The organism is Olleya sp. R77988, from assembly GCF_044594215.1.
Taxonomy (GTDB): Bacteria; Bacteroidota; Bacteroidia; order Flavobacteriales; family Flavobacteriaceae; genus Olleya.
Genome location: NZ_CP138988.1, coordinates 2,002,390 through 2,024,369, shown reverse-complemented (window position 1 = coordinate 2,024,369; position 21,980 = coordinate 2,002,390). Strand labels below are relative to the sequence as shown.

Annotated in this window: 21 protein-coding genes; 9 read left to right on the top strand and 12 right to left on the bottom strand. The window is 29.6% G+C overall.

Annotated elements, in window-relative coordinates; all coding sequences use genetic code 11:
- The first annotated feature begins 2 nt into the window (after window positions 1–2).
- The 3 genes from SJY17_RS09110 (at window position 3) to SJY17_RS09100 (ending at window position 2,304) form a co-directional block, all read left to right on the top strand.
- Window positions 3–614, top strand: a complete 612-nt coding sequence (locus SJY17_RS09110) for a hypothetical protein (RefSeq protein WP_397362257.1) — start codon at window positions 3–5, stop codon at window positions 612–614.
- A gap of 284 nt (window positions 615–898) precedes the next feature.
- A complete protein-coding gene (locus tag SJY17_RS09105) occupies window positions 899–1,381 on the top strand; it encodes a MarR family winged helix-turn-helix transcriptional regulator (protein WP_397362256.1) in 483 nt (160 codons plus the stop codon).
- Window positions 1,378–2,304, top strand: coding sequence for an aspartyl protease family protein (locus tag SJY17_RS09100; protein ID WP_397362255.1), 927 nt, complete (start codon window positions 1,378–1,380; stop codon window positions 2,302–2,304). Before SJY17_RS09105 ends, SJY17_RS09100 begins: the two co-directional genes overlap by 4 nt.
- Before the next feature lie 53 nt (window positions 2,305–2,357).
- Here the strand turns inward: SJY17_RS09100 and SJY17_RS09095 are convergent, their stop codons facing one another.
- From SJY17_RS09095 to SJY17_RS09085, 3 genes are all read right to left on the bottom strand, one after another.
- Window positions 2,358–3,323 (bottom strand): IS110 family transposase, encoded by a 966-nt coding sequence (locus SJY17_RS09095; protein ID WP_397362254.1) that lies wholly within the window; start codon window positions 3,321–3,323, stop codon window positions 2,358–2,360.
- Window positions 3,324–3,677: 354 nt separating this feature from the next.
- Window positions 3,678–4,220 (bottom strand): YfiT family bacillithiol transferase, encoded by a 543-nt coding sequence (locus SJY17_RS09090; RefSeq protein ID WP_397362253.1) that lies wholly within the window; start codon window positions 4,218–4,220, stop codon window positions 3,678–3,680.
- A gap of 93 nt (window positions 4,221–4,313) precedes the next feature.
- Window positions 4,314–5,246 carry a peptidylprolyl isomerase gene (locus tag SJY17_RS09085; protein ID WP_397362252.1) on the bottom strand — a complete coding sequence of 311 codons (933 nt, stop codon included), beginning with the start codon at window positions 5,244–5,246 and terminating at the stop codon, window positions 4,314–4,316.
- Window positions 5,247–5,364: 118 nt separating this feature from the next.
- Here SJY17_RS09085 and SJY17_RS09080 point away from each other — a divergent pair, with 118 nt between their 5' ends.
- Window positions 5,365–5,805, top strand: a complete 441-nt coding sequence (locus SJY17_RS09080) for a hypothetical protein (protein WP_397362251.1) — start codon at window positions 5,365–5,367, stop codon at window positions 5,803–5,805.
- A gap of 34 nt (window positions 5,806–5,839) precedes the next feature.
- Here SJY17_RS09080 and SJY17_RS09075 read toward each other — a convergent pair whose 3' ends face one another.
- The gene (locus SJY17_RS09075; protein ID WP_397362250.1) at window positions 5,840–8,032 is read right to left on the bottom strand and encodes a RecQ family ATP-dependent DNA helicase; all 2,193 of its coding nucleotides are present in this window, start codon (window positions 8,030–8,032) and stop codon (window positions 5,840–5,842) included.
- Window positions 8,033–8,227: 195 nt separating this feature from the next.
- Here SJY17_RS09075 and SJY17_RS09070 point away from each other — a divergent pair, with 195 nt between their 5' ends.
- The 3 genes from SJY17_RS09070 to lptB all read left to right on the top strand — a co-directional run bounded on the left by SJY17_RS09070 (window position 8,228) and on the right by lptB (window position 10,890).
- Complete coding sequence (locus SJY17_RS09070; protein WP_397362249.1) at window positions 8,228–9,193, top strand: SIS domain-containing protein; 966 nt, start codon at window positions 8,228–8,230, stop codon at window positions 9,191–9,193.
- Window positions 9,193–10,032: a twin-arginine translocase subunit TatC gene (gene tatC, locus SJY17_RS09065; RefSeq protein ID WP_397362248.1), complete on the top strand. Its 840-nt coding sequence runs from the start codon at window positions 9,193–9,195 to the stop codon at window positions 10,030–10,032. The genes SJY17_RS09070 and tatC overlap by 1 nt, the downstream gene beginning before the upstream one ends.
- Window positions 10,033–10,149: 117 nt before the next feature.
- Window positions 10,150–10,890: an LPS export ABC transporter ATP-binding protein gene (gene lptB / locus SJY17_RS09060; protein ID WP_397362247.1), complete on the top strand. Its 741-nt coding sequence runs from the start codon at window positions 10,150–10,152 to the stop codon at window positions 10,888–10,890.
- Window positions 10,891–10,894: 4 nt separating this feature from the next.
- Here lptB and SJY17_RS09055 read toward each other — a convergent pair whose 3' ends face one another.
- From SJY17_RS09055 to SJY17_RS09045, 3 genes are read right to left on the bottom strand one after another with little or no spacing between them, the layout of a single operon-like run.
- Window positions 10,895–11,635, bottom strand: coding sequence for a hypothetical protein (locus SJY17_RS09055; RefSeq protein WP_397362246.1), 741 nt, complete (start codon window positions 11,633–11,635; stop codon window positions 10,895–10,897).
- 39 nt (window positions 11,636–11,674) lie between these two features.
- The gene (locus tag SJY17_RS09050) at window positions 11,675–12,508 is read right to left on the bottom strand and encodes a TerC family protein (RefSeq protein ID WP_397362245.1); all 834 of its coding nucleotides are present in this window, start codon (window positions 12,506–12,508) and stop codon (window positions 11,675–11,677) included.
- Window positions 12,509–12,513: 5 nt separating this feature from the next.
- Entirely contained in the window at window positions 12,514–13,263 is a 750-nt protein-coding gene (locus tag SJY17_RS09045; RefSeq protein ID WP_397362244.1) for a CDP-alcohol phosphatidyltransferase family protein, read from the bottom strand.
- Window positions 13,264–13,384: 121 nt separating this feature from the next.
- On the opposite strand from SJY17_RS09045, the gene SJY17_RS09040 reads away from it, so the two are divergent.
- Together SJY17_RS09040 and SJY17_RS09035 are read left to right on the top strand one after the other, a co-directional pair.
- Window positions 13,385–14,455 carry a PorV/PorQ family protein gene (locus SJY17_RS09040; RefSeq protein WP_397362243.1) on the top strand — a complete coding sequence of 357 codons (1,071 nt, stop codon included), beginning with the start codon at window positions 13,385–13,387 and terminating at the stop codon, window positions 14,453–14,455.
- Window positions 14,456–14,469: 14 nt separating this feature from the next.
- Window positions 14,470–15,633, top strand: coding sequence for a DUF4105 domain-containing protein (locus tag SJY17_RS09035; RefSeq protein ID WP_397362242.1), 1,164 nt, complete (start codon window positions 14,470–14,472; stop codon window positions 15,631–15,633).
- Window positions 15,634–15,663: 30 nt separating this feature from the next.
- Here SJY17_RS09035 and SJY17_RS09030 read toward each other — a convergent pair whose 3' ends face one another.
- The 5 genes from SJY17_RS09030 to SJY17_RS09010 are packed head-to-tail and all read right to left on the bottom strand — an operon-like array spanning window position 15,664 to window position 21,977.
- A complete protein-coding gene (locus SJY17_RS09030; RefSeq protein WP_397362241.1) occupies window positions 15,664–17,058 on the bottom strand; it encodes a sugar transferase in 1,395 nt (464 codons plus the stop codon).
- A 57-nt stretch (window positions 17,059–17,115) separates the two neighbouring features.
- Window positions 17,116–18,126, bottom strand: coding sequence for a glycosyltransferase family 4 protein (locus SJY17_RS09025; RefSeq protein WP_397362240.1), 1,011 nt, complete (start codon window positions 18,124–18,126; stop codon window positions 17,116–17,118).
- A 7-nt stretch (window positions 18,127–18,133) separates the two neighbouring features.
- Window positions 18,134–19,723 (bottom strand): hypothetical protein, encoded by a 1,590-nt coding sequence (locus SJY17_RS09020; RefSeq protein ID WP_397362239.1) that lies wholly within the window; start codon window positions 19,721–19,723, stop codon window positions 18,134–18,136.
- A complete protein-coding gene (locus SJY17_RS09015; RefSeq protein ID WP_397362238.1) occupies window positions 19,724–20,662 on the bottom strand; it encodes a glycosyltransferase family 2 protein in 939 nt (312 codons plus the stop codon).
- Window positions 20,646–21,977, bottom strand: coding sequence for an O-antigen ligase family protein (locus SJY17_RS09010; RefSeq protein ID WP_397362237.1), 1,332 nt, complete (start codon window positions 21,975–21,977; stop codon window positions 20,646–20,648). The genes SJY17_RS09015 and SJY17_RS09010 overlap by 17 nt, the downstream gene beginning before the upstream one ends.
- Between the last annotated feature and the right edge of the window lie 3 nt (window positions 21,978–21,980).

The window sequence follows — 21,980 nt, the reverse complement described above, 5'->3', positions numbered from 1 at the left end:
AAATGAAACGTATACATTATTTCTCTGGAGTTATCATTTCCATTTTCGTGGGATTACACCTGTTTAATCACTTTTATAGTATTTTTGGAGCCAAAGCCCATATTGAATTAATGAATGACTTTAGAGTTGTTTATAGAAATTTAATTGCCGAAACTATATTACTTTTCGCAGTTGGGATTCAAATTGTTTCAGGAATAAAGCTATTCTTAAAAAAACGGAAAAATGTATCTGACTTTTTTGAAAGATTGCAAATTTGGAGTGGTCTTTATCTTGCTTTTTTCTTATTAATCCATTTAACTGCAGTTTTATATGGTAGATTAATTCTGAATTTAGATACCAACTTTTATTTTGGAGTTGCGGGATTAAATACATTCCCTCTAAACTTGTTTTTTATACCATATTATGGACTTGCTATAATTTTATTTTTTGGGCATATTTCTGCTGTTCATTCAAAAAAAATGAAAAATAAAATTATTGGAATTGAGCCGAATAAACAATCCTACATTATTCTGATTATTGGAATAATACTGACTTTAATGATATTGTACGGACTGACAAACAAATTTAATGGCTTGGAAATACCGAAAGAATACGATGTAATGACTGGAAAATAAAAACGAACGCACAACAATGTATAAAAATAATAAGGGCTTTAGTGCTTAATCAAAGGCTAGTGCATATTACCAAAGTCCGCCAAATTTACAATTTGATGGTTAGACGAAAAATAACGGTAAAATTGTAAATTTGGCTAAGTGCTAAACCGAAAAGTAAGTGCGTTTTAATCCCTTACTATTCTTATACTAACCGTTGTAAAACATTTAAAAAAAAATCACATTAGTTGAACATTCAACTAATTTTTTGTAGATTTGTGTTAGTTGAACTTTCATCTAACATTAAAATGAATAAAGAAATATTAAGGGAAATCGGAAAAATTTATAGGGCGCTAAACTCATTTTCGGATTTTTTAATGAAATCTATAAATCTGGAAAAAGGACAATATCAGTTTTTACTGCGAGTAAAAGAAAATCCAGGTATTAACCAACAAGATTTGTCGTTAAATCTTTTAGTCGATAAAACAACTACTGCTAAAGCAATAAAAAAATTAGTAGCAAAGGGTTATGTAATTAAAAAAATTGAACAAACAGATAAGCGTAACCTAAATTTATACTTAACAGAAAAAGGGAAGCAAACTTGCATTTTTCTTGAACAAGAGGAACAATTTGCTACAAAAATCTCGTTGAGTGAAATAAATACATCTGAACAGAAGAAACTATTAGAGCAATTAAATGTAATTAGTAACAACGTAATTCAATTATATTCAAATTTCAAAAATGATAATGAAGGGCGTTTGATTGAGTTAGTAAAAAAAGAAAAAATATGAAATACATAATATTCTTATTATTAGCGGCAACTATAACTGGCTGCTCTATTCAAAATAATTCAACTGTTTTATCTACAACATCAAAAAGTGTAAACAAACCATTAAGTACGTTTCCGTTTGAATTAAGAAATGATAATCAATTATATGTGCAAGTAAAAGTTAATGAAGAAGATTCATTAATATTTAACATTGATACTGGAGCAAGCTCATATGTTGTAGTTGATAGTATAGCACGTAATAAATTAAAATTGAATTTTGATGGAGAAGACACTAATATAGGTGCTTCTTCTATTACGACAGTCAAGTCTAGTTCAAACAATAAAATCGAATTAGGCAACGTCAAACTAGAAAATTTGACACTTTATTCAATTCCATATGAAAGTGTTGATTTTGATGGAATTATTGGATGCGAATTTTTTCTTAATTACGTGGTTGACATAAACTATGATAGAAAAACAATTAAACTATACGATCCAAAAACATATAGATATAAAGGGAAGAAAAAAAGACTTGAAGTGCAAATGGACAATGGCGTACCATTAATTAAATCTTCATTTATGCTAAACGGTTCATTATATGAAGATTGGTTTATGCTCGACACAGGTGCTGATGACAGAATTTCGTTTAATAGCACAGCTGTTACAAATTTAAATCTTGAAAATAAACTTAAAATAGTTGGTAGCTCAAATAGTATGGATTCTAATGGAATCTTATATAAATCACCTTTAGTATTAGTAAAAGAAATAAAGATTAGCGACTACTCATTCTATAATGTTATAGCGAGTTTATCAAAAGCCAAACTAGGGACAAATGCAAGTGATTCTCATATTGGAGCATTAGGGAACATTGTTTTAAACAAAATGAATCTTATATACGATTTGGGTAATAATTCTTTGTATTTGGAACCTAAGTATTTTAAATAGAAACTAAAAAAAAACGTTTTACAACAAAGAACTGAGTTAAAAAACAAGCGATTTTAAGTTAATTTTGAAACAAAGTTTTCATCATAAGGTAGTCCACTTTTAGCTATTGCAAAAGCTTGTTTTAGTAGTTTATTTGCGACTGCTATTAATGCTAGTTTTTTACTCTTTCCTTTTGCTACAATTCGGTCAAATAAAGCTTTACAGGCTTTGTTATATTTATAGGCAGAAAACGCTGCTAAAAAAACTAAATTCCGAAGCTTCTTATTTCCTACTTTACTTATTCTGCTTCGTCCTCTTACGCTACTTCCTGATTCCCTAATGGTTGGTGTTATTCCAACGTAACTACAAAGTTGTGATGCAGTTTCAAACTTCTTAAAACCATCTGTGACTACTATTAAAAATAATGCAGTTTTCATCCCTATTCCTGGTATGGTTTGCAATAATGTTAATTGCGCTTGTTGTTCTTGTTTTACTAATTCTAAAAGGCGTTTCTCTAAATGTAAAATCTCTTTCTTTAAATGCTTTAAGTCGCGATTTAAGGATTGATAAACCGTTTTTGATGGTATTCCTAAAGTGTTCTCGCCATGAATTTTATTTTTTGTGGCTGTACTTTTTTTAACGTAACTATCCAGTAATCTAAACAGCTGTAAGCATTCTGCTTGCACATCTGTTAGCCCATTATACAATGGAACCTCGTTAATGGTTCCGTACTCACAAATGGATTTTGCATCGCTCTTATCGGTTTTTACTTTTGCTAATTTCATCTGGATAAAGCGTTTTACAGATAATGGATTAACTACAGAAACTAACACTCCATTTTTATACAAAAACTGTGCTAATCTGTAATGATAATAACCTGTAGCCTCCATGACTACTAATGCCTTTTTGGGTAAACTTTTTAATAACTGTTTAAAGCCTTTTTCATCATTTTGTAATTGATAATGTCCTTTTGTTTTACTGTAGACATCAAAAACATTTTTACTAATGTCAATACCATAAAATTTTTTATCTTTAGTCATAACAACTTAAAATTTGGAAAGAACAGAAGCTACTCACATTTCAACAACTTAAAATCGAGATCTAGGTCTCACAGAACTGAACGAAGTTTAAGTAGTAAAAGAGAGAGGATTATCAATGTTGTCGAAGTCTAAAGCTTCACCGTGTATAGTAATCTTATTTCTCTCTTTTGTTCTTTCTGATTAATACTTAAATTTAGTGAATTGCAAACTTAAGACGTGTATAATTAATTGCTTAGGCAAGTGCTTATTTAGAAAATTTCTTCGGAATTTTCTCGCGTTGCTAAATAAACTTTGAGATTTCTGAAACAAAAGATAACTTAAAAAAAATGCAAGATGTAAACTAGTTTTAACTTTTTAAATCCAACCTTGACGCTTCATTAAACCTTCAATATGCGCATAATGATGGTTACTATGCCAAGCATAAATACCTAAATTTTCGTTTAAAGCGACTGTTTCATTTCCTTCTGGATGAATAAACGTGCGCTTTAATTGATCAACACTTAATCTTTTTACAAAGTGTACTAATTTAGCGTGTATGGCTTTTATATGTAGTAAAGAGGCTTCAATAGGCTGATTATAATCGTGCTGGATTGCCCAAGCGTTTTCATCATAAGCTTTTATCATTGGATTATCTTCTGTCATAGCCCATTTAAAACGCGTGTAACTATTATGATGGCTATCTGCAATATGGTGCACAACCTGTCTAACTGTCCACCCTTTTGGTCTGTATTGCGTATCTAATTGCTTATCAGACAAATTAGCAACTAATTGCTCCAATCGGCTAGGAAAATGTTCTAAAATAGAAACCCAAGCTTCGATAGTAGCTTCAGAAATATTTGATGGACAATCAAATTTACCTATTGGGTATTTAAGTTGTTCTAATTGTTGGTTAGTCATAATTATAAATGTAATTAAAAAACCTCAAAAGATTTAAATCTTTTGAGGTTATATTTTTAAAAGCTAAAGGCTAGAAGCCAAAAGCATTTTTATTTAGCTTACTGCAACTAACTCTACATCAAAAACCAAAACAGCATTTGGAGGAATTGCTCCTCCTGCTCCTCTTGCTCCATATCCTAAGTCAGATGGTATTACAAAACGTGCTTTATCGCCAACGTTTAATAATTGGATCCCTTCATCCCAACCAGAAATTACTTGACCAACTCCTACTTGAAAATCTAAAGGTTGATTACGCTTGTAAGAACTATCAAATACAGTTCCGTCTGCTAATTGTCCTTTATAATGTACAGATACTTGATTTCCTTTTTCTGCTTTTTTACCAGTTCCTTTTTGGATGATTTGGTAACGCAATCCACTAGCAGTTTCTTCAAAACCTGCTGCTAATTTATCTAACTCTGCACGTTTTGCTTCACGCTCTGCAGCAACACGTTTCTCTCTTGCTCCTTCAAATGTTCTAAACGCTTCAATTGCATTAAACTTTTCGGAATCTGCACCAACTCTAACAATCTCTAACGTATCTATTTGATCTCCTTGTGCAATTGCATCAACAACATCTTGACCTTTTACAACATTTCCAAAAACGGTATGATTACCATCTAACCAATCTGTAGCTATATGCGTAATAAAAAACTGACTTCCGTTTGTTCCTGGTCCAGAATTAGCCATACTTAAAACTCCTGGTCCACTATGCTTTAATTGTGGATGGAACTCGTCATCAAATTTATATCCAGGATTTCCGGTTCCTGTCCCTTGTGGACAACCACCTTGTATCATAAAATCAGGAATAACCCTATGAAACTTTAAACCATCATAGTAAGGTGTTCCTTGAGGCTTCACCTCGTTTTCCATGTTTCCTTCTGCTAAAGCTACAAAGTTACCAACTGTTCCTGGCGTTTTTTCAAATTCTAAAGCGACTAAAATTTCGCCTTTTGTTGTATTAAATTTTGCGTATAAACCGTCTTGCATTACATTGTTTTTTAATGAGGTGCAAAGATATGAAACAAAATTTCAAGTTTAAAAGTTAAAAGTTAAAAGTTTGAATGGACTAATTTTTAGTAGTTTTGACAAAATTTAATTTCAACATATGGGAATTTTTAGCAGTTTTAAGAAGAAAACAAAAGAAGACATAAATGATAGTGATTATATTGAAACTATTATAAAACATGGAGATGGAGAACCTTTAGGTGTTGCATCACAAAATGTTATTTATGGTGGTTATAATGAACTTGGTGGTTATTATTATTTACAAACTTATGTTATTGGAAAGCTAAAAACCAAAACTAAAACTGGAGCAACACTTTTAATTGAAGGTGACAATTATACTTTAGATTTAAAATCTGACATGGATGAGATAGAATCTGAAAATGTAGATGTTTTTGAAGGTTTTGCTACTAGAATTGATTTTGAAACTGAAAAAGAAACCGTTGAAAACCTAAAGCGATCTACTATAAAAAGTATTACACTAAAGATTAAAAAAGACACAATGGTTTTTGCTCCTTTTGAAAACGTTTCTGAAGGAAATTAATTATTTTACTAAAAGCAGTTACTGAGATTGGTTACTAGTTAGCAACTTCACTAATAAATTTGATACGATATAAGCGCAGTTCTTCATCGTCATAATCACCATCAAACTCATCTATTGCATCATCAATTTTATCGGTTTCAGATTCCATAAAATAATCATGAATTTCTTCTTGCTGCTCTTCATCTAAAATATCATTAATCCAATAATCAATATTTAGTTTAGTTCCAGAATATACGATAGCTTCCATTTCTTTTATAAAAGCAGCCATTTCCATTCCTTTTGCTGATGAGATATCTGTAAGTGGTAATTTTCTGTCTACATTTTGTATGATATATAACTTAAGTGCAGAGTTACTTCCTGTAGATTTTACAACTAAATCGTCAGGTCTAATAATGTCGTTTTCTTCAACATACTGTTCGATTAATTTTACAAAATCTTTTCCATATTTTTTAGCTTTACCTTCTCCAACACCATGAACGTTAGATAATTCTGAAACAGAAATCGGATATTTTAATGCCATATCTTCTAAAGAAGGGTCTTGAAAAATAACAAAAGGAGGAACTCCTAATTTTTTAGCATTGCCTTTACGTAAATCCTTAAGCATTTTCATTAATGCTTCATCTACAACTGCTCCACTCCCACCTTTAGCGGTAATGATACTATTATCAGAATCGTCACCAAAATCATGATCTTTAGTCATCATGAAGGATGTTGGCTTAGTTATAAAAATTTGTCCTTTAGGCGTTAGTTTAATCACACCATAAGTTTCAATATCTTTTTTAAGCATTCCAGCGACTAATATTTGTCGCGTTAATGCCATCCAATAGGCCTTATTTTTATCTTTTCCTTTTCCAAAAAAGGGTTGTGTATCTGTTTTATGAGAACTTATTAATGCATTAGAATTACCTGTAATAACATTAACCAACTCTTTAGACTTATATTTTTCGTTAGTAGCATCAACAATTTCTAATACTAATTTTACATCGTCTTTTGCTTCTTGTTGTTCTTTTGGATGACGCATATTATCGTCCATATCTCCTCCATCACCAGTTTCGTTATCAAATTCTTCTCCAAAATAATGCAAAATAAACTTTCGTCTAGATATAGACGTTTCAGCAAAAGCTACAACTTCTTGTAATAATGCTTGTCCAATTTCTTGTTCTGCTACTGGCTTACCAGACATAAATTTTTCTAATTTTTCTATGTCTTTATAAGCATAATAGGCTAAACAATGTCCTTCTCCTCCATCACGTCCTCCACGTCCAGTTTCTTGATAATAGCTTTCTATACTTTTTGGGATGTCATGATGTATAACAAAACGCACATCAGGCTTATCTATTCCCATTCCAAAAGCAATGGTAGCCACTACTACATCAATATCTTCCATTAAAAACATATCTTGATGATTAGAGCGTTTTTTAGCATCTAATCCAGCATGATATGGTACAGCTTTTACACCATTAACTTGTAAAACTTGTGCTAACTCTTCCACACGTTTTCTGCTTAAGCAGTATATAATACCAGATTTTCCTTCGTTTTGTTTTACAAAACGAATAATATCTGAATCTACATTTTTAGTTTTTGGACGTATTTCGTAATATAAATTAGGTCTATTAAAAGATGCTTTAAAAGTTTCTGCATCATTCATTCCTAAGTTTTTCAATATATCTTCTTGTACTTTAGGTGTTGCTGTAGCTGTTAATCCAATAATTGGAATGTTATCACCAATACGTTTTATAATAGATCTTAAATTACGGTATTCTGGTCTAAAATCGTGACCCCATTCACTAATACAATGGGCTTCATCTACTGCCATGAAAGAGATTTTTACTGTACGTAAAAACTCTACATTTTCTTCTTTTGTTAACGACTCTGGTGCTACATAAAGTAATTTTGTAATACCATTAGTTATGTCTTCTTTGACTTGCTTTATTTCGGTCTTATTTAAAGACGAATTTAACACGTGCGCTACACCATTTTCGTTAGAAATACCACGAATAGCATCTACTTGGTTTTTCATTAAGGCTATTAAAGGTGACACAACAATTGCTGTTCCTTCTTGCATTAACGCTGGTAATTGGTAACATAAACTTTTACCTCCACCAGTTGGCATGATTACAAATGTATTTTTCTTTTTTAAAATACTTTTAATAACTGGTTCTTGAAGTCCTTTAAACTCGTCAAAACCAAAGTATTTTTTTAGTGCTGAATGCAGATCGCTTTTCACTAGATTTTACTTCGTATTAAATTATTATTTACACACTTTTACTTTTGACAAACTTAAATAGTTGCTAAGAATTGAATTCCCCTCTCAATTTTTTCGCTAAATTTGTCGTCAATATCAATCTATTAAACTGTTATAGTTTTTTTAGATTAAAATTAAAGATAGTAAAATCTTTATAAACCAAAAAAAATAAACACATTGAAAACTAAAACGTCCATTATTAGTAGCGCAAAAGAGACTATTAAATTAGAAGGACAGTCTATTTTAAACCTATCTGATTTAATAGATAACGATTTTGCAGAAGCTGTAGAATTAATTTACAATTCTAAAGGTCGTGTTATTATTACTGGTATTGGTAAAAGTGCAATTATTGCAACTAAAATTGTTGCAACACTAAATTCTACAGGTACTCCTGCGGTTTTTATGCATGCAGCAGATGCCATACATGGAGATTTAGGATTGATTTTACAGGATGATGTGGTGATTTGTATTTCTAAAAGCGGAAATACTCCAGAAATTAAAGTCCTTGTGCCTTTAATTAAAAATGCTAAAAATAAAATGATTGCCATTACTGGTAATAAAGAGTCATTTTTAGGCCAACAAGCAGACTATGTTTTAAATGCTTTTGTAGAAAAAGAAGCGTGTCCAAATAATTTAGCTCCAACAACTAGTACTACTGCACAATTAGTTTTAGGTGATGCTTTGGCAGTTAGTTTATTAGAGTTAAGAGGTTTTTCAAGTAAGGACTTTGCAAAATACCATCCTGGAGGTGCTTTAGGGAAAAAATTATATTTAAGAGTTCAAGATATTTCTTCTGTAAATCAAAAACCAGAAGTTGCTTTAGACACTAATATTAAACAGGTAATTGTAGAGATTTCTGAAAAAATGTTAGGTGTTACAGCAGTTACAGAAAATGGTAAAATTGCTGGTATTATTACAGATGGAGATTTACGTCGTATGCTTAGTAAAGCAGATAGTTTTTCAGATTTAACAGCAAAAGATATTATGAGTGCTAACCCAAAGCGTATCGAAGAAGATGCTATGGCTATTGATGCAATGGAGATTATGGAAAACAATGGAATATCTCAATTATTAGTAGAAAAAGATGGTAATTATGCAGGTGTAGTACATCTACACGATTTAATTAGAGAAGGTATTTTATAATGGCAAAAAAAGATGTAAATGAGATGTCTTTTTTAGATCATCTTGAAGATTTAAGATGGCATTTAATTAGAATAGTAACTGCTGTTGTAATTTGTGGTACTGTAGCTTTTTGTTTTCCAAGTATATTATTTGACAACATTCTATTTGCGCCTCAAAAAATGACGTTTCCAACCTATCAATGGTTGTGTAATATGTCACAAGTTTTTGGAATGGAAGACATGAGTTTTTGTGCAGATTCCTTTCCTTTTATTATTCAAAATCGCGAAATGGCTGGACAATTCTCCATTCATATTTGGACTTCTATTTACGCAGGTTTTATTGTTGCTTTCCCTTATGTTATTTACCAATTATGGAAATTTATTAGTCCAGGATTAACATCAAAAGAAAAGAAAACATCAACAGGTTTTATAATTATATCCTCTCTTCTATTTTTTATGGGTGTCTTGTTTGGCTATTATATTATTACACCATTATCTATAAACTTTTTAGGAACTTACTCTGTTAGTAGTGACGTATCAAACGAGATTGACATTTCATCATACGTTGGCTTGGTTAGAGCTGCTGTTATTGCTTCTGGTATTATCTTTGAGCTGCCTATTTTAATTTACTTTTTAACAAAAGTAGGTTTAGTGACTCCTCAGTTTTTACGTAAATACAGAAAATTTGCTTTAGTTATTGTTTTAATTTTATCTGCTATAATAACTCCTCCAGATATTGCTAGTCAAATTATTGTAGCCATTCCTGTTTTAGTTTTATATGAAGTTAGCATACATATTTCTAGAATTGTAATAAAAAAAGATACTAAAAAACAAAAAAAACAGGTTAGAAAGACCAGTTAAAAAACTTGTGCAACTTTTAATTTCTACTACTAACAAGGTTAAACTTTATATAAAAAAGTAACACTTTTTTAATAGTTTTACCGAAATGACTATTTTTAGCATAATTAAATACACCAAATGAAGCTTAGAGCCGAAAACTTAATGAAGTCCTATAGTGGACGTAAAGTAGTAAAAGACGTATCTCTTGAGGTTAATCAAGGAGAAATTGTTGGACTACTAGGACCAAATGGAGCAGGTAAAACCACTTCTTTTTATATGATTGTTGGTCTAGTTAAGCCTAATGGTGGACAAATATTTTTAGATAATACAGATATTACCAATTACCCAATGTACAAGCGTGCACAAAATGGTATTGGATACTTAGCACAAGAGGCTTCTGTATTTAGAAAACTAAGTATTGAAGACAATATATTAAGTGTCTTACAAATGACTAAACTAAGTAAAAAAGAACAACTACATAGAATGGAGTCTTTAATTGAAGAGTTTAGTTTAGGTCACATCCGTAAAAGTAGAGGTGATTTATTGTCTGGAGGAGAACGAAGACGTACAGAGATTGCACGTGCTTTAGCTACAGATCCTAGTTTTATTTTATTAGACGAACCTTTTGCAGGTGTAGACCCAGTTGCTGTTGAGGATATACAACGTATTGTAGCACAATTAACCAAAAAAAATATTGGTATTTTAATTACAGACCACAACGTACAAGAAACATTAGCAATTACTGACAGAACATACCTAATGTTTGAAGGTAGCATATTAAAAGCTGGAAAACCTGAAGAGCTTGCTAATGACGAAATGGTACGTAAAGTATACTTAGGTCAAAATTTTGAATTACGTAAAAAGAAGATTAGAGAGTAACTTATTATTCTCTAATAATATTGTCTATATTAAAAACAGCTTCTGCTTTAATTATATTTTTATCTTTTATTGGTGTGTATAAATCAATAGTCTTGTAACTGTCTGAAATATCTATCAACTTATTTTTTAAAACTTTTACTGTATCTTTAAGTAGTATATCTGCAAAGAAAAACTTAGGTGTTTCTATCAACACTAATGATAAACTATCCTCCGAAAAACTTAACACTTTATATTTTAAAGTTTCTCTTTCTCCTTTTTTAAAACTTTTAACCTTTCCATTAACATCTGTTTGAGGGATCATTTCAATAAGTTTTATATGATAAACATCGTTTAAAATAGGTGCTTTTATATTTTCAACAACCCTAAAATTTACTTTATCATTCTCTATAGATTTTTCTATATTTTTAATTTGTTTTTCGCCAAAGTTTAAAATTAAATATCCTGCTAAAAATATAAAAGGAGCTAATAGAATCATTAATCCAGAATAAGTCCAAAAAGGGCTTTTTTTATTTAGAGAAAATAAATTTAACTTTGTTCTTAATTCTGCATCAGAACTAGCTTCTTTATTTGTGTTAGCATCCTTTATTTTCCAAAATAATTCTATAGGAAGTACAGGGATAAAAAGGATATAAAACACCTTTTGATACAACTGAAACTTTAAATGATTATACTTTTCTGGTAAACTTAAATCATTTGAATTATAAGTTTTCAACCTTACAGAGTAAGCGCCAATTCTAAATCTCATACTTCTAGATTGATTTTTAACTTAATGGTTAAATCTAGTTTAAGCTTCCACGTTTTCCTCTTTACTTAAATTTTTAATTCTGGTGTTTTCAGCCAAAATCTTTTTCTGATAACGACCTTGTACTACATCTACAATTACTAAAATAGCAATTACAAAATAGAAGGTTGTTTTACTCATAGACTCTATTGGATTACCAAACAGTTTTAAATGTGCTAAATGACCACCTTCTGTAATTAGCATAATACCAACTATAAAAAGGATAAATAAACCAAGTACTTCATACATTCTGTTTTTAGCTAAAAACACAGAGATACGATCTGCTAAAAACAACATTAATAATCCACTAATTATAATTGCAATTGCCATTACAATAAAAGCGGTTGTAGAGTTTTCAATATCGCTAGTCAACCCAATTGCTGCTAAAATAGAATCAAATGAAAATACTAAATTCATAATAACAATACTTGTTATTACTGCATTTGCAGATTTACCACGCTTTCCGTCACTTTCTACATCATGATTTAAATCATGAGCACCAATCATGTGCCAGATTTCTTTAATTGCTGTGTAAATAATAAATCCACCTCCAGCAAGTACTATTAAACTGTGTCCATTAAAGGCAAAACTAGCCACACTTCCAATCTCACCAGTCATAAAAGAAAATGGTTCTTTAAAAAAATCAATAACTGCTACTAAAATAAACAGTAATACAATCCTTAATACAATTGCAATTAAGATTCCTACTTTTCTTACTCTTTTTTGATCTGCTGTAGGCGCTTTTTTAGACTCTAATGAGATATATAATAAATTGTCAAAACCTAATACTGCTTGCAATAACACAAGCATTAATAATGTGAAAATAATTTGTAACATAGTAATTAATTGATGTTGTTAAATAAGGAAAGTAATATGTATAATAGTATAATTATTGGTATAGCTGCAAAATGAAGTATAACTAATAAAACAATACTTAAAATTATAAAAATATAGCGTACAGCATTGTTTTTAAAGCTCCAATCTTTAAATTTTAAAGCAAATAATTTTATTGACGAGTTTAATAAATAACAACTAATCAAGGTTAATCCAATTAAAAACCATTTGTTAAGAATAATGCTATTCATAGCATCGCTATTCTGAAATTCTAAAATTAAAGGCAATGCTATAATTAGCAGAGTGTTTGCTGGCACTGGCAATCCTTTAAAATAACTTTGCTGATCTTCGTCTATATTAAATTTAGCTAACCTGTAAGCAGATGCTAAGGTTACAAATAAACCAATAAAGGGTAATAAATTAACTTTAAAACCAGTCCATTGCATGGTTTCAGTCCACTCGCTAATTGGTGTAATCGCTCTGCTATTACTTGCTAATTCTAATAATTTAAATAAAATAATTCCTGGCACCAAACCACTGGTTACCATATCTGCCAAACTATCTAACTGCAAACCTAGTTCTGATTGTACTTTTAATTTTCTGGCTAGAAGTCCATCAAAAAAATCAAAAAATATTCCTAAAAAAACAAAAAGAGCAGCATATTTAAAATGATTATTAACTGCAAAAATAACCGCAATACTTCCGCAAAATAAATTTAGAAGGGTTACAAAATTTGGTATAAAGGCTTTGATGTTCATCAATTAGTTTTTTGTAAAAATAACAAAGTATTTTGGTCTATTCCAAACACTAGGCAATATACTATTAAAATTGAAGTTTAATATATAGAAAAATTATAGCATCTTTGTAAAAAAATTGAAATTGAAACAAGCATTACTTACCTTTTTATTGTTGACTTCAACATTAGCTATTGCTCAAACGACACGTAAATATTCTAATGAGTTTATGAATATTGGTGTGGATGCAGCTGCATTAGGAATGAGTAATGCTGTAACAGCAAGAACTAGTGATGTTAATTCTGGATATTGGAATCCAGCTGGATTAATTAATCTTGAAGACAACCAATTAGCTTTAATGCATTCTAGTTATTTTGCAAATATTGCAAATTACGATTATGCAGCATTCGCTATGCCACTTGATGATAGAAGTGCATTTGGAATATCATTAATTCGTTTTGCAGTAGATGACATTTTAGATACAACACAACTTATTGACGACCAAGGAAACGTTAATTATGATAGAATTAGCCTTTTCTCTACAGCAGATTATGGTTTAACATTTTCTTACGCTAGAGATTTACCAATCGAAGGTTTAAGTTATGGTATAAATGCTAAAGTAATTAGACGTATTATAGGTGATTTTGCTTCAAGTTGGGGTTTTGGACTTGATGCTGCTATCCAGTTTGAAAGTAATAATAACTGGAAATTTGGCATCATGGCTCGAGATATAACTACAACTTTTAATGCTTGGACCATTAATGAAGAAGAATTTGCTAAAGTGCAAAATGCTATTGAAGGACAAAACCAAGAATTACCAGAAACTTCAGAAATTACTATTCCTAAACTCCAACTAGGAGTCGCTAAATTATATCGTTTTCATTACGATTATACTTTGGAAGCAGAATTAGATTTAAATGTAAGGTTCGAGCAAAACAATGATATTATTTCTACATCATCCGTTAGTGTTAATCCAGCTTTAGGATTTGAATTTGGATATTTAGACATGATATATTTACGTACAGGAGTTGGTAATTTTCAAAACGAATTACAAATTGATAACTCTGAGGATTTAACCTTTCAGCCTAGTTTTGGTGTTGGTTTTAAATATAAGGGTATCCATGTAGATTATGCTTTTACAGATATTGGAGATCAAAGTGTGGCTTTATACTCTAATGTGTTTTCTTTAAAACTAGACTTTAGTGTTTTTAGATAAGTTATCTTTGTAGCATGAGATTAGTATTACGCTTATTTTTTTTATTGACCATAACCACAAGTTTTTCTCAAACACTTCCATTACCAGAAGATGCTATTGTTAGCGTTATTACCTTAGGTCCAGGAAATAATTTAAATGATGCTTTTGGACATAATGCTATTAGAATTAAATCTAGATTTAATGATATTACTTATGACTTTGGACGCTATAATTTTGATGACCCTAATTTTTATTTAAATTTTGCTAGAGGAAAATTAAATTACCTACAAGGTAAATCTAATTACAGAAATTTTATTGGTTTATACAGAAGTGAAAATAGAACCATAAAAGAGCAGCAATTAAACTTAACATCACTAGAAAAACAAGAGTTATATAATTATCTAGAAGCCAATTACAAAAAAAATGAAGGAGCCTATCTTTATGATTTTTTTTATGACAATTGTGCTACAAAAATTAGAGATATTATTGAATCTACACTAAAAGAAAATCTAAAATACAACTTACCAAAAAATTATAAAGAACAAACCTTTAGGCAATTAATTGATAGTCATTTAGACTGGAATACTTGGGGTAGTTTTGGGATTGATATTGCTTTAGGCTCTATAATTGATCGTAAAGCTACATCAAGAGAACAATTGTTTTTACCAATTAATATTAATCAGTTTTTTGAAGTTGCAACTTTAAAAAATTCTGGAGAAAAATTAGTTAATACCTCAAAAATTATTTATACAAAAAAAGACGAAAACAAAAACACTTTGTTTTTATTAAGTCCATTATTTGTACTAACATTAATTGCTTTAGTTATTGTTTTTATAACTTATAAAAACTTTAAAAACAAAACCAGAAGCAAGTGGTTAGACCTTATTATTTTTATATCAACTGGGTTAATTGGTGTTTTGTTATTTTTATTATGGTTTGCTACAGATCATACAGGTACTGCTTATAATTACAACTTATTATGGGCTTTTCCATTAAGTTTGTTTTGTGTCTTACAACTATTAAAAACAACACCAAAAAAATGGTTTAAAGCTTATATTAAGTTTTCTATCCTTATGTTGTGTTTAATGGTTATGCATTGGACAATTGGAGTACAACGTTTTGCTCCAGCTTTAATCCCAATATTGATTGCTTTGATTTTTAGGTATGTGTTTTTACTTAAGCATTATAAAGTTGTCTGATTTGTCTTGTAAAAAATACTAATAACTGTTTTACTGTCCTCTGAAGAAAATAACTGTACTTAATGTTTTTACTATAATATTAATATCTAGTAAAAAACTACGATGTTTTATATAGTACAAATCAAACTGAAGCTTTAGCAAACTATCATCAATACTAGAACCATAACGTGCTTTAACTTGAGCCCAACCTGTTAAACCTGGTTTTACAATATGCCTAGTTTCATAAAAAGGGATAACTTGAGAGAGTTCTTCAACAAAATAAGGACGTTCTGGACGTGGTCCAATGATACTCATATCACCTTTAAGGATATTAATAAATTGAGGAAATTCATCTAATCTAGACACACGTAAAAACTTACCAAAAGCAGTAATACGACTATCATTTTTTGTTGCCCAAACTGCTCCAGCTGTTTCAGCATTTTTAACCATTGTTCTAAATTTAAAAATCTTAAATGGTATTCCGTTTTTACCAACACGTTCCTGTGTGTAAAACAGTTTTCCTCTATTTCCTATTAGGTTTCCTATTAAAACTATTGGAAGCAATAATAGACCAATGACTACTCCAACTAATGATAAAACGACATCAAATATGCGTCTATAAGTTAAGTATAGTTTGTTTTTATTGTTTCGACTAAATGGAAAATATTTATAAAAATCTTTACCAACAAATTGTACAGGTACACGATAGGTAATATCTTCATAAACCTGTGTATATTCCTTAATAGGAAATCCTTTTTCTAAAAGTGTAATTAAATCTGTATAAATTGAAGGCGTTATGTTTTCAGAATTATAACTAGCTATAACAATTTCAGAAATACCTTCATCTTTAATAATTTGATGTATTGCTTTAGGCTCATATTCTTTCAAGCCTTTATATTTTATAGAATCTTGTTTTTCGGTTTCGCAATTAATAAAACCTATAATTTTGTAATTTGGATCTGCATTTGCAAAAGCATCAACAATAGTTTTTATATTAGATGTCTCTCCAACTAATAATACATTTTTAAAAAATCTTGGTGTAGATATAAAAGTAATATAAGCCCAACGCCAAAAATACAAACCAAATAAAATTGCTAAATAAAAGTACAGAATTTGCAATCTGTTTTCTGGTAAAGAAGGTGTGTAAAAGGGAGTTAGCAAATAAAAGAGTACTGTAACAGATGTTGTTAGTAAAACTGTACCTAAAACAGTATCTAACCGACTTGATTTTTGTAAATCGTACAACTCCAAAACAGTCCCAAACACTGAAATATAAAGTGCTAACAGAATAAACCAAGCCCAATGTTGGTCATTAACACTAAAGTAATCAAACTCAAAAAATGCACTTACACCAAATAAAGATAGCCCAATAAAAAGCAAATCAAATAAGCGTAATAAGATTTTACGTTCAGAAATTTCAAAGTGAATACCACTATTACTTTTCATTTATTGTTGGTTGGGAGAATCACTCAAAGATAATAAGTAATTGTTTTTATGCAAGTTTTATACTAAAGTAGTTGTCCATTGTTTTTTAACAATTTGCCAATCAAAAGATTCAGCTTTATTTCTAGCAGATTTAGACATTAAAACACTTAACTCATTATCATTTTTTAACTTTAAAATAGCGTCAACAAAACCTTCTGTCTGATTAGCATTCACTAAACAGCCATCTACTCCATTATTAATTAAAAAAGGTAAACCGCCAACATTTGTAGACACAATAGGCAAGCCCAAAGCCATAGCCTCTATTACGCTAACAGGTGTGTTATCAAAATTTGTGGTATTTATAAAAACAGTAAAGGTTTTGGATAATTTAATCCACTCTGTTTTGGTCAGTTTTCCAGTAAATTTCACATCAATTCCTAATTGTTTTGCATAATTTTTAGCTGTTTGTAAACTACCATCATTATCTGGTCCAACCATACATAATGTAGCATCAACTCCTTTTTGTTTTAGTTGAAATAAAATATCAATTGCCAAATTAGGATTGTATAATGTAGAAAACGAACGTACCCAAAGCATTTTAATAACTTCTGGTTTACGTGGACTAAAAGGGTAATTATTAATTGAAATACTATTAGGAATCACTTTTATATTAGAATACCCTAAAGTTTCAAATTCTGATTTAATATAACCAGAAGGAGAGACATTAAGATAAGCTTTTTTAAAAATTGAAGCACTTAATTTTGGGCTACTTTTTAACCGTTCTGGAAGATTTCCTCCATGTAATATAGGAATGTATTTTAGCTTAAAAAAATAACACAGCTTGCTTACTGCATAAGCATAATAAAAATTTACAGTGCTATATGTATCTATTAAAACAAAATCTGTAATCTTTCTGTACTTAAAAACAGACCACATCATATCTATTAGTCTAAACACTTTGTTTTGATAACTAGACGAATAATTTACAATAAAACCTTCTTCCTCAAGACCTTTTCCTAAAGTATCGATAGTTGTAGCAGTTTTACCTTTACCAACTAATTTGTTGCCTATGTATAAGATTGTTTTCAATAAAAATTTACAGTTTATATAGATTTATATCACCTTCTGTATGTACCAATTTTGCTGGTACATCTTTGTTTTTGGTTAAAAAATAATCGACTTTATATTGTTTTAAGTAATCAACAATTTCTTTATAATTTTTTAAATTATTAATAGCTTGCTGCTGCTGTTGCCAATAAATAAATTGCTCTGGGTTACCTTCTATTAACATAGAAGCTCCTTTCCCATCAAAAATAACAGAACGTTGTGTAGCTCCTCTATAAATATGACTACCACATATCAAATCAGTTGTTAATGTGTGTTTTTCTAGATACTTAGCCATTCTATCTATATCTAGTTCTGCATTTTTTTCTGTCGAAAATGCACTTAAATTATGTGGCAAAATTGTTTTAGAAATATCATCACCAAAAAACGGAATTTTTTTAAACCATTGACTTTGACTAAACACTAATACTACCAAATATAAACCTACAATTAGTGGTTGCACCTTTTGTAAAAACTGTTGACTTTTAAATACGTTTTTTAATAGTAATGCAATAGCAAAAAACCCAGGGATAATAGCCACTTTTTGCACTCTTATTAACTGAAAAGATAATCTTAAATTTAGATTAAATACTTTATTTACCAATTGCTCAATTGGGACACTTAATGTAGGAATAGCAACTAATATTAAAGTTAATGATAATAATAGTTTAGCATTATTTGAAGCTGTCTTTCTTTTAAATGAAACAAAATAATATATAAATAATGGTATAATAAAAAACAGTATTTTAAAGCTTATCCATTGTTTTAAAAATAACAAAGGATGGCTGAAAAATTCTGGAATCCTAGCATTAAAAGCAACGTTAAACGCATTAACATCATATGTAATCTCTGAAGATGTCTTACCAAAATAAGTCAATACAAAAGGAAGCATTCCTAACGCAATACTAATTAATATAAGGAGGAGTTTTTTAAATGAAAACGAATAGATTGATTTATTAAAAACAGGTATTAATACTAAAAACGAAATAAACAATAAAATACCTCCAAGACCAGTTATTGGGTGAAAATTAAAAATTAAACCAATTAAAAATCCTGCTATTAAAAGCTTGAAAAAAGATTTTGAAATTAGTAAAAAAGGAAGTGGTAATAATGTAATATAAACGGTTCTAGGCATAATGGTCCATAAATCCGAGATTCCCCAAATTTCTAATCCAGGAAGCCAAACTACACCTCTAATTATAATTGAAACTAAAAAAGCAACCCAAAAACTATTGACGTATTTATAAAGCAGAAAAAACCATAGAACACCAAATAACAAATGGCAAATCAAACCTAAAACATTAATAGCTTGCACGTAATTGTAATTAGTGAATTTTGCTATAAAACGCAATGATTGCACATAAAAAGGCGTGTAATATTTAACATTATCTATCGTGTTTAAATACAGGTCTTCTTTAAATAATTCTGGATCATCAAATTTTTGTGCTACAGGAATAATATTTTGTATATCAGAAGATAGCTCGCTATAACTTGCATTTAAATTGTCAATATAATAAGCAATCGCTATTACTAGGTTTAAAGAAATAATTAAAAGTAATTCAGACTTACTTAAACCTTTCATTTAGTTAGATTTTGGTGCTTTAATAATGTCATAATGTACAGCTTGCAATAATAATTGAAATCCAATTATTATGGTTAATGTAACCAACATAATAGTTCCTGTTGGCGCAAATACAGCTTTAGAACTGTAATACCACCAAGTATATATTCCATATATAAAACCAAACAAAAATAATGGCATTCCTAATAATATATAGATTGATGATATATTAAAATCGTAAACAAAATAAGACTTAAAGATTCGCTTAATAAAAGTCTTAAACAGCTTTGGCAAAAATACAAATGGCATTTTCCAGACACTCATACTAGACTTTTCGTCTCCATAAATTGCTGGCATTGGCACATCTTTTATTCTAGCTTCCTGAAAATATAACTCGGCAATTAAAGAGGTTTCAAAGTAATATCTATTAGCAATATTATCAAAATCTAATTGCTCTAAAGTTTTAGTTTTTACTGCAAAAAAACCATTAGTTGGATCAAAATTATTCCAATAACCTGTTGCTGCTTTTGTTAAAAATGATAAACCTAAATTACCAGCTTTTCTAACAAAAGGCATTTTTTTAAGCGCTTTAAAATCTCTAAACCTATTACCTTTAGCGTATTCTGCTTGTTGGTCAATTAAAGGAAGTACTAAACTTTTAATATATTTAGTATCCATCTGGTCGTCAGCATCTACCTTAACAACAACATCTATTTTGTCCTTTATAGCGTATTTAAAACCTGTTTTTGTTGCTCCTCCAACACCTAAGTTAGAATCATGCTTTATATAGATTACTTTAGGAAATTGCTCTTCTGTTTTTTTAGGAAAAGCCTCTTTACTACAGTCATCAACAACATAAACTACATCTATAAATTCTGGTAGTTTTTCTAATACGCTAATTATATGCTTAGACGCATTATAGTAAGGAATTATAACAGCTATTTTATTTTGATTTAGCATTAATAGTATAATAACGTGGTGCAATTAACATCACCATAATTAATAAAAAGTACCCTAAAATAGTAAATAAAGAGCGGTAAATATATAAATGTTCTCCAAAAAACAAAGTAACTAACATTGCAAAAACCAACCCGTTTAAAGATGCTTTAAAAGACTTTGCTTTTCCAAATTTTAAATAAAGATAATTTATTAACCATTTAAAGTATAAAAATAGTCCAACTAAACCAAGTTCGTTTATCAAACTTAAGTAAATATTATGTGCAGAAAAATTTATAAGTAAACGGTTATTCAAACCTATTCCAAAAGGCATAATTAAAGGGTTTTCAAATAAATATGTTAGATAATTTAACGATAATCCTTTTCTTCCAGCTCCTAAGTCTTCGTAAAGATCCCCAACATCCAAACTTTCTCCTGTAAATACTCCAGGGTCTGACACCTTGTTAATTACACGGTTTTCTATAGTGGTAGTAATGGTTTCTATTAATTCTAAATTTAAAAAAAATGCAACAATAACACCAATAGAAATTACTATTGATAATCCAAAAAATCTTCTAGTTCTGGATACAAATAAATAACAAACAAAAACAATTAGGCCTAAATAAGTGGTTCTGGATCCAGACACACCAATTGTTGCTATACTAGTTAAAATAGCTATTATAATTAATAGCTTATTAACCTTTACTTGCTTTTGCCCCAATAAAGCAATAGCAAAAACAAAAGAGAATAACATATTCATCCCTAAGTTAATTTTATTAGGACCTAAAGCTCCAGATAGAAAACCTCCATAAGATTGAAGATATATGTCATTCCATAAAAAAGGAACAAGTCCTGCATGCTGTAAAAACACTAAAACAGATTCTGCAATCGCTAAAATCAAAATCAGACTAGCTGCATATCTGTAATTTGATTTCTTCCGTAAATACATAGCCATTAAAACAGAAGTATAAAAGAAAATAAGTAAATGATAATAGTATAAACAGGTTTGAATAAACCATAACGGTCTGCCTTTATAAATACTAAATGCTGCATTAAAAATTAAAGTAAATCCAGCCCAAAGAATAAACGTATTTAAAAATTTAAAATACGTTTTTGATTTTATATAGACATTAAATACCTTAAGATTATTATAAACAATAAATAATATAACAACACCAGTAACATCATACAAACGTAATTCATTATCTCCTGTTAAGCTATATTTAATTGCTGGTAGGTTATAAAAATAAGATAAAACCATTAACGCTAAAGCAACCTTTACATAAAGAGACTTAAATAGATATTCTATTTTTTTATTGATGTATTGGGTTGATGTCATTTA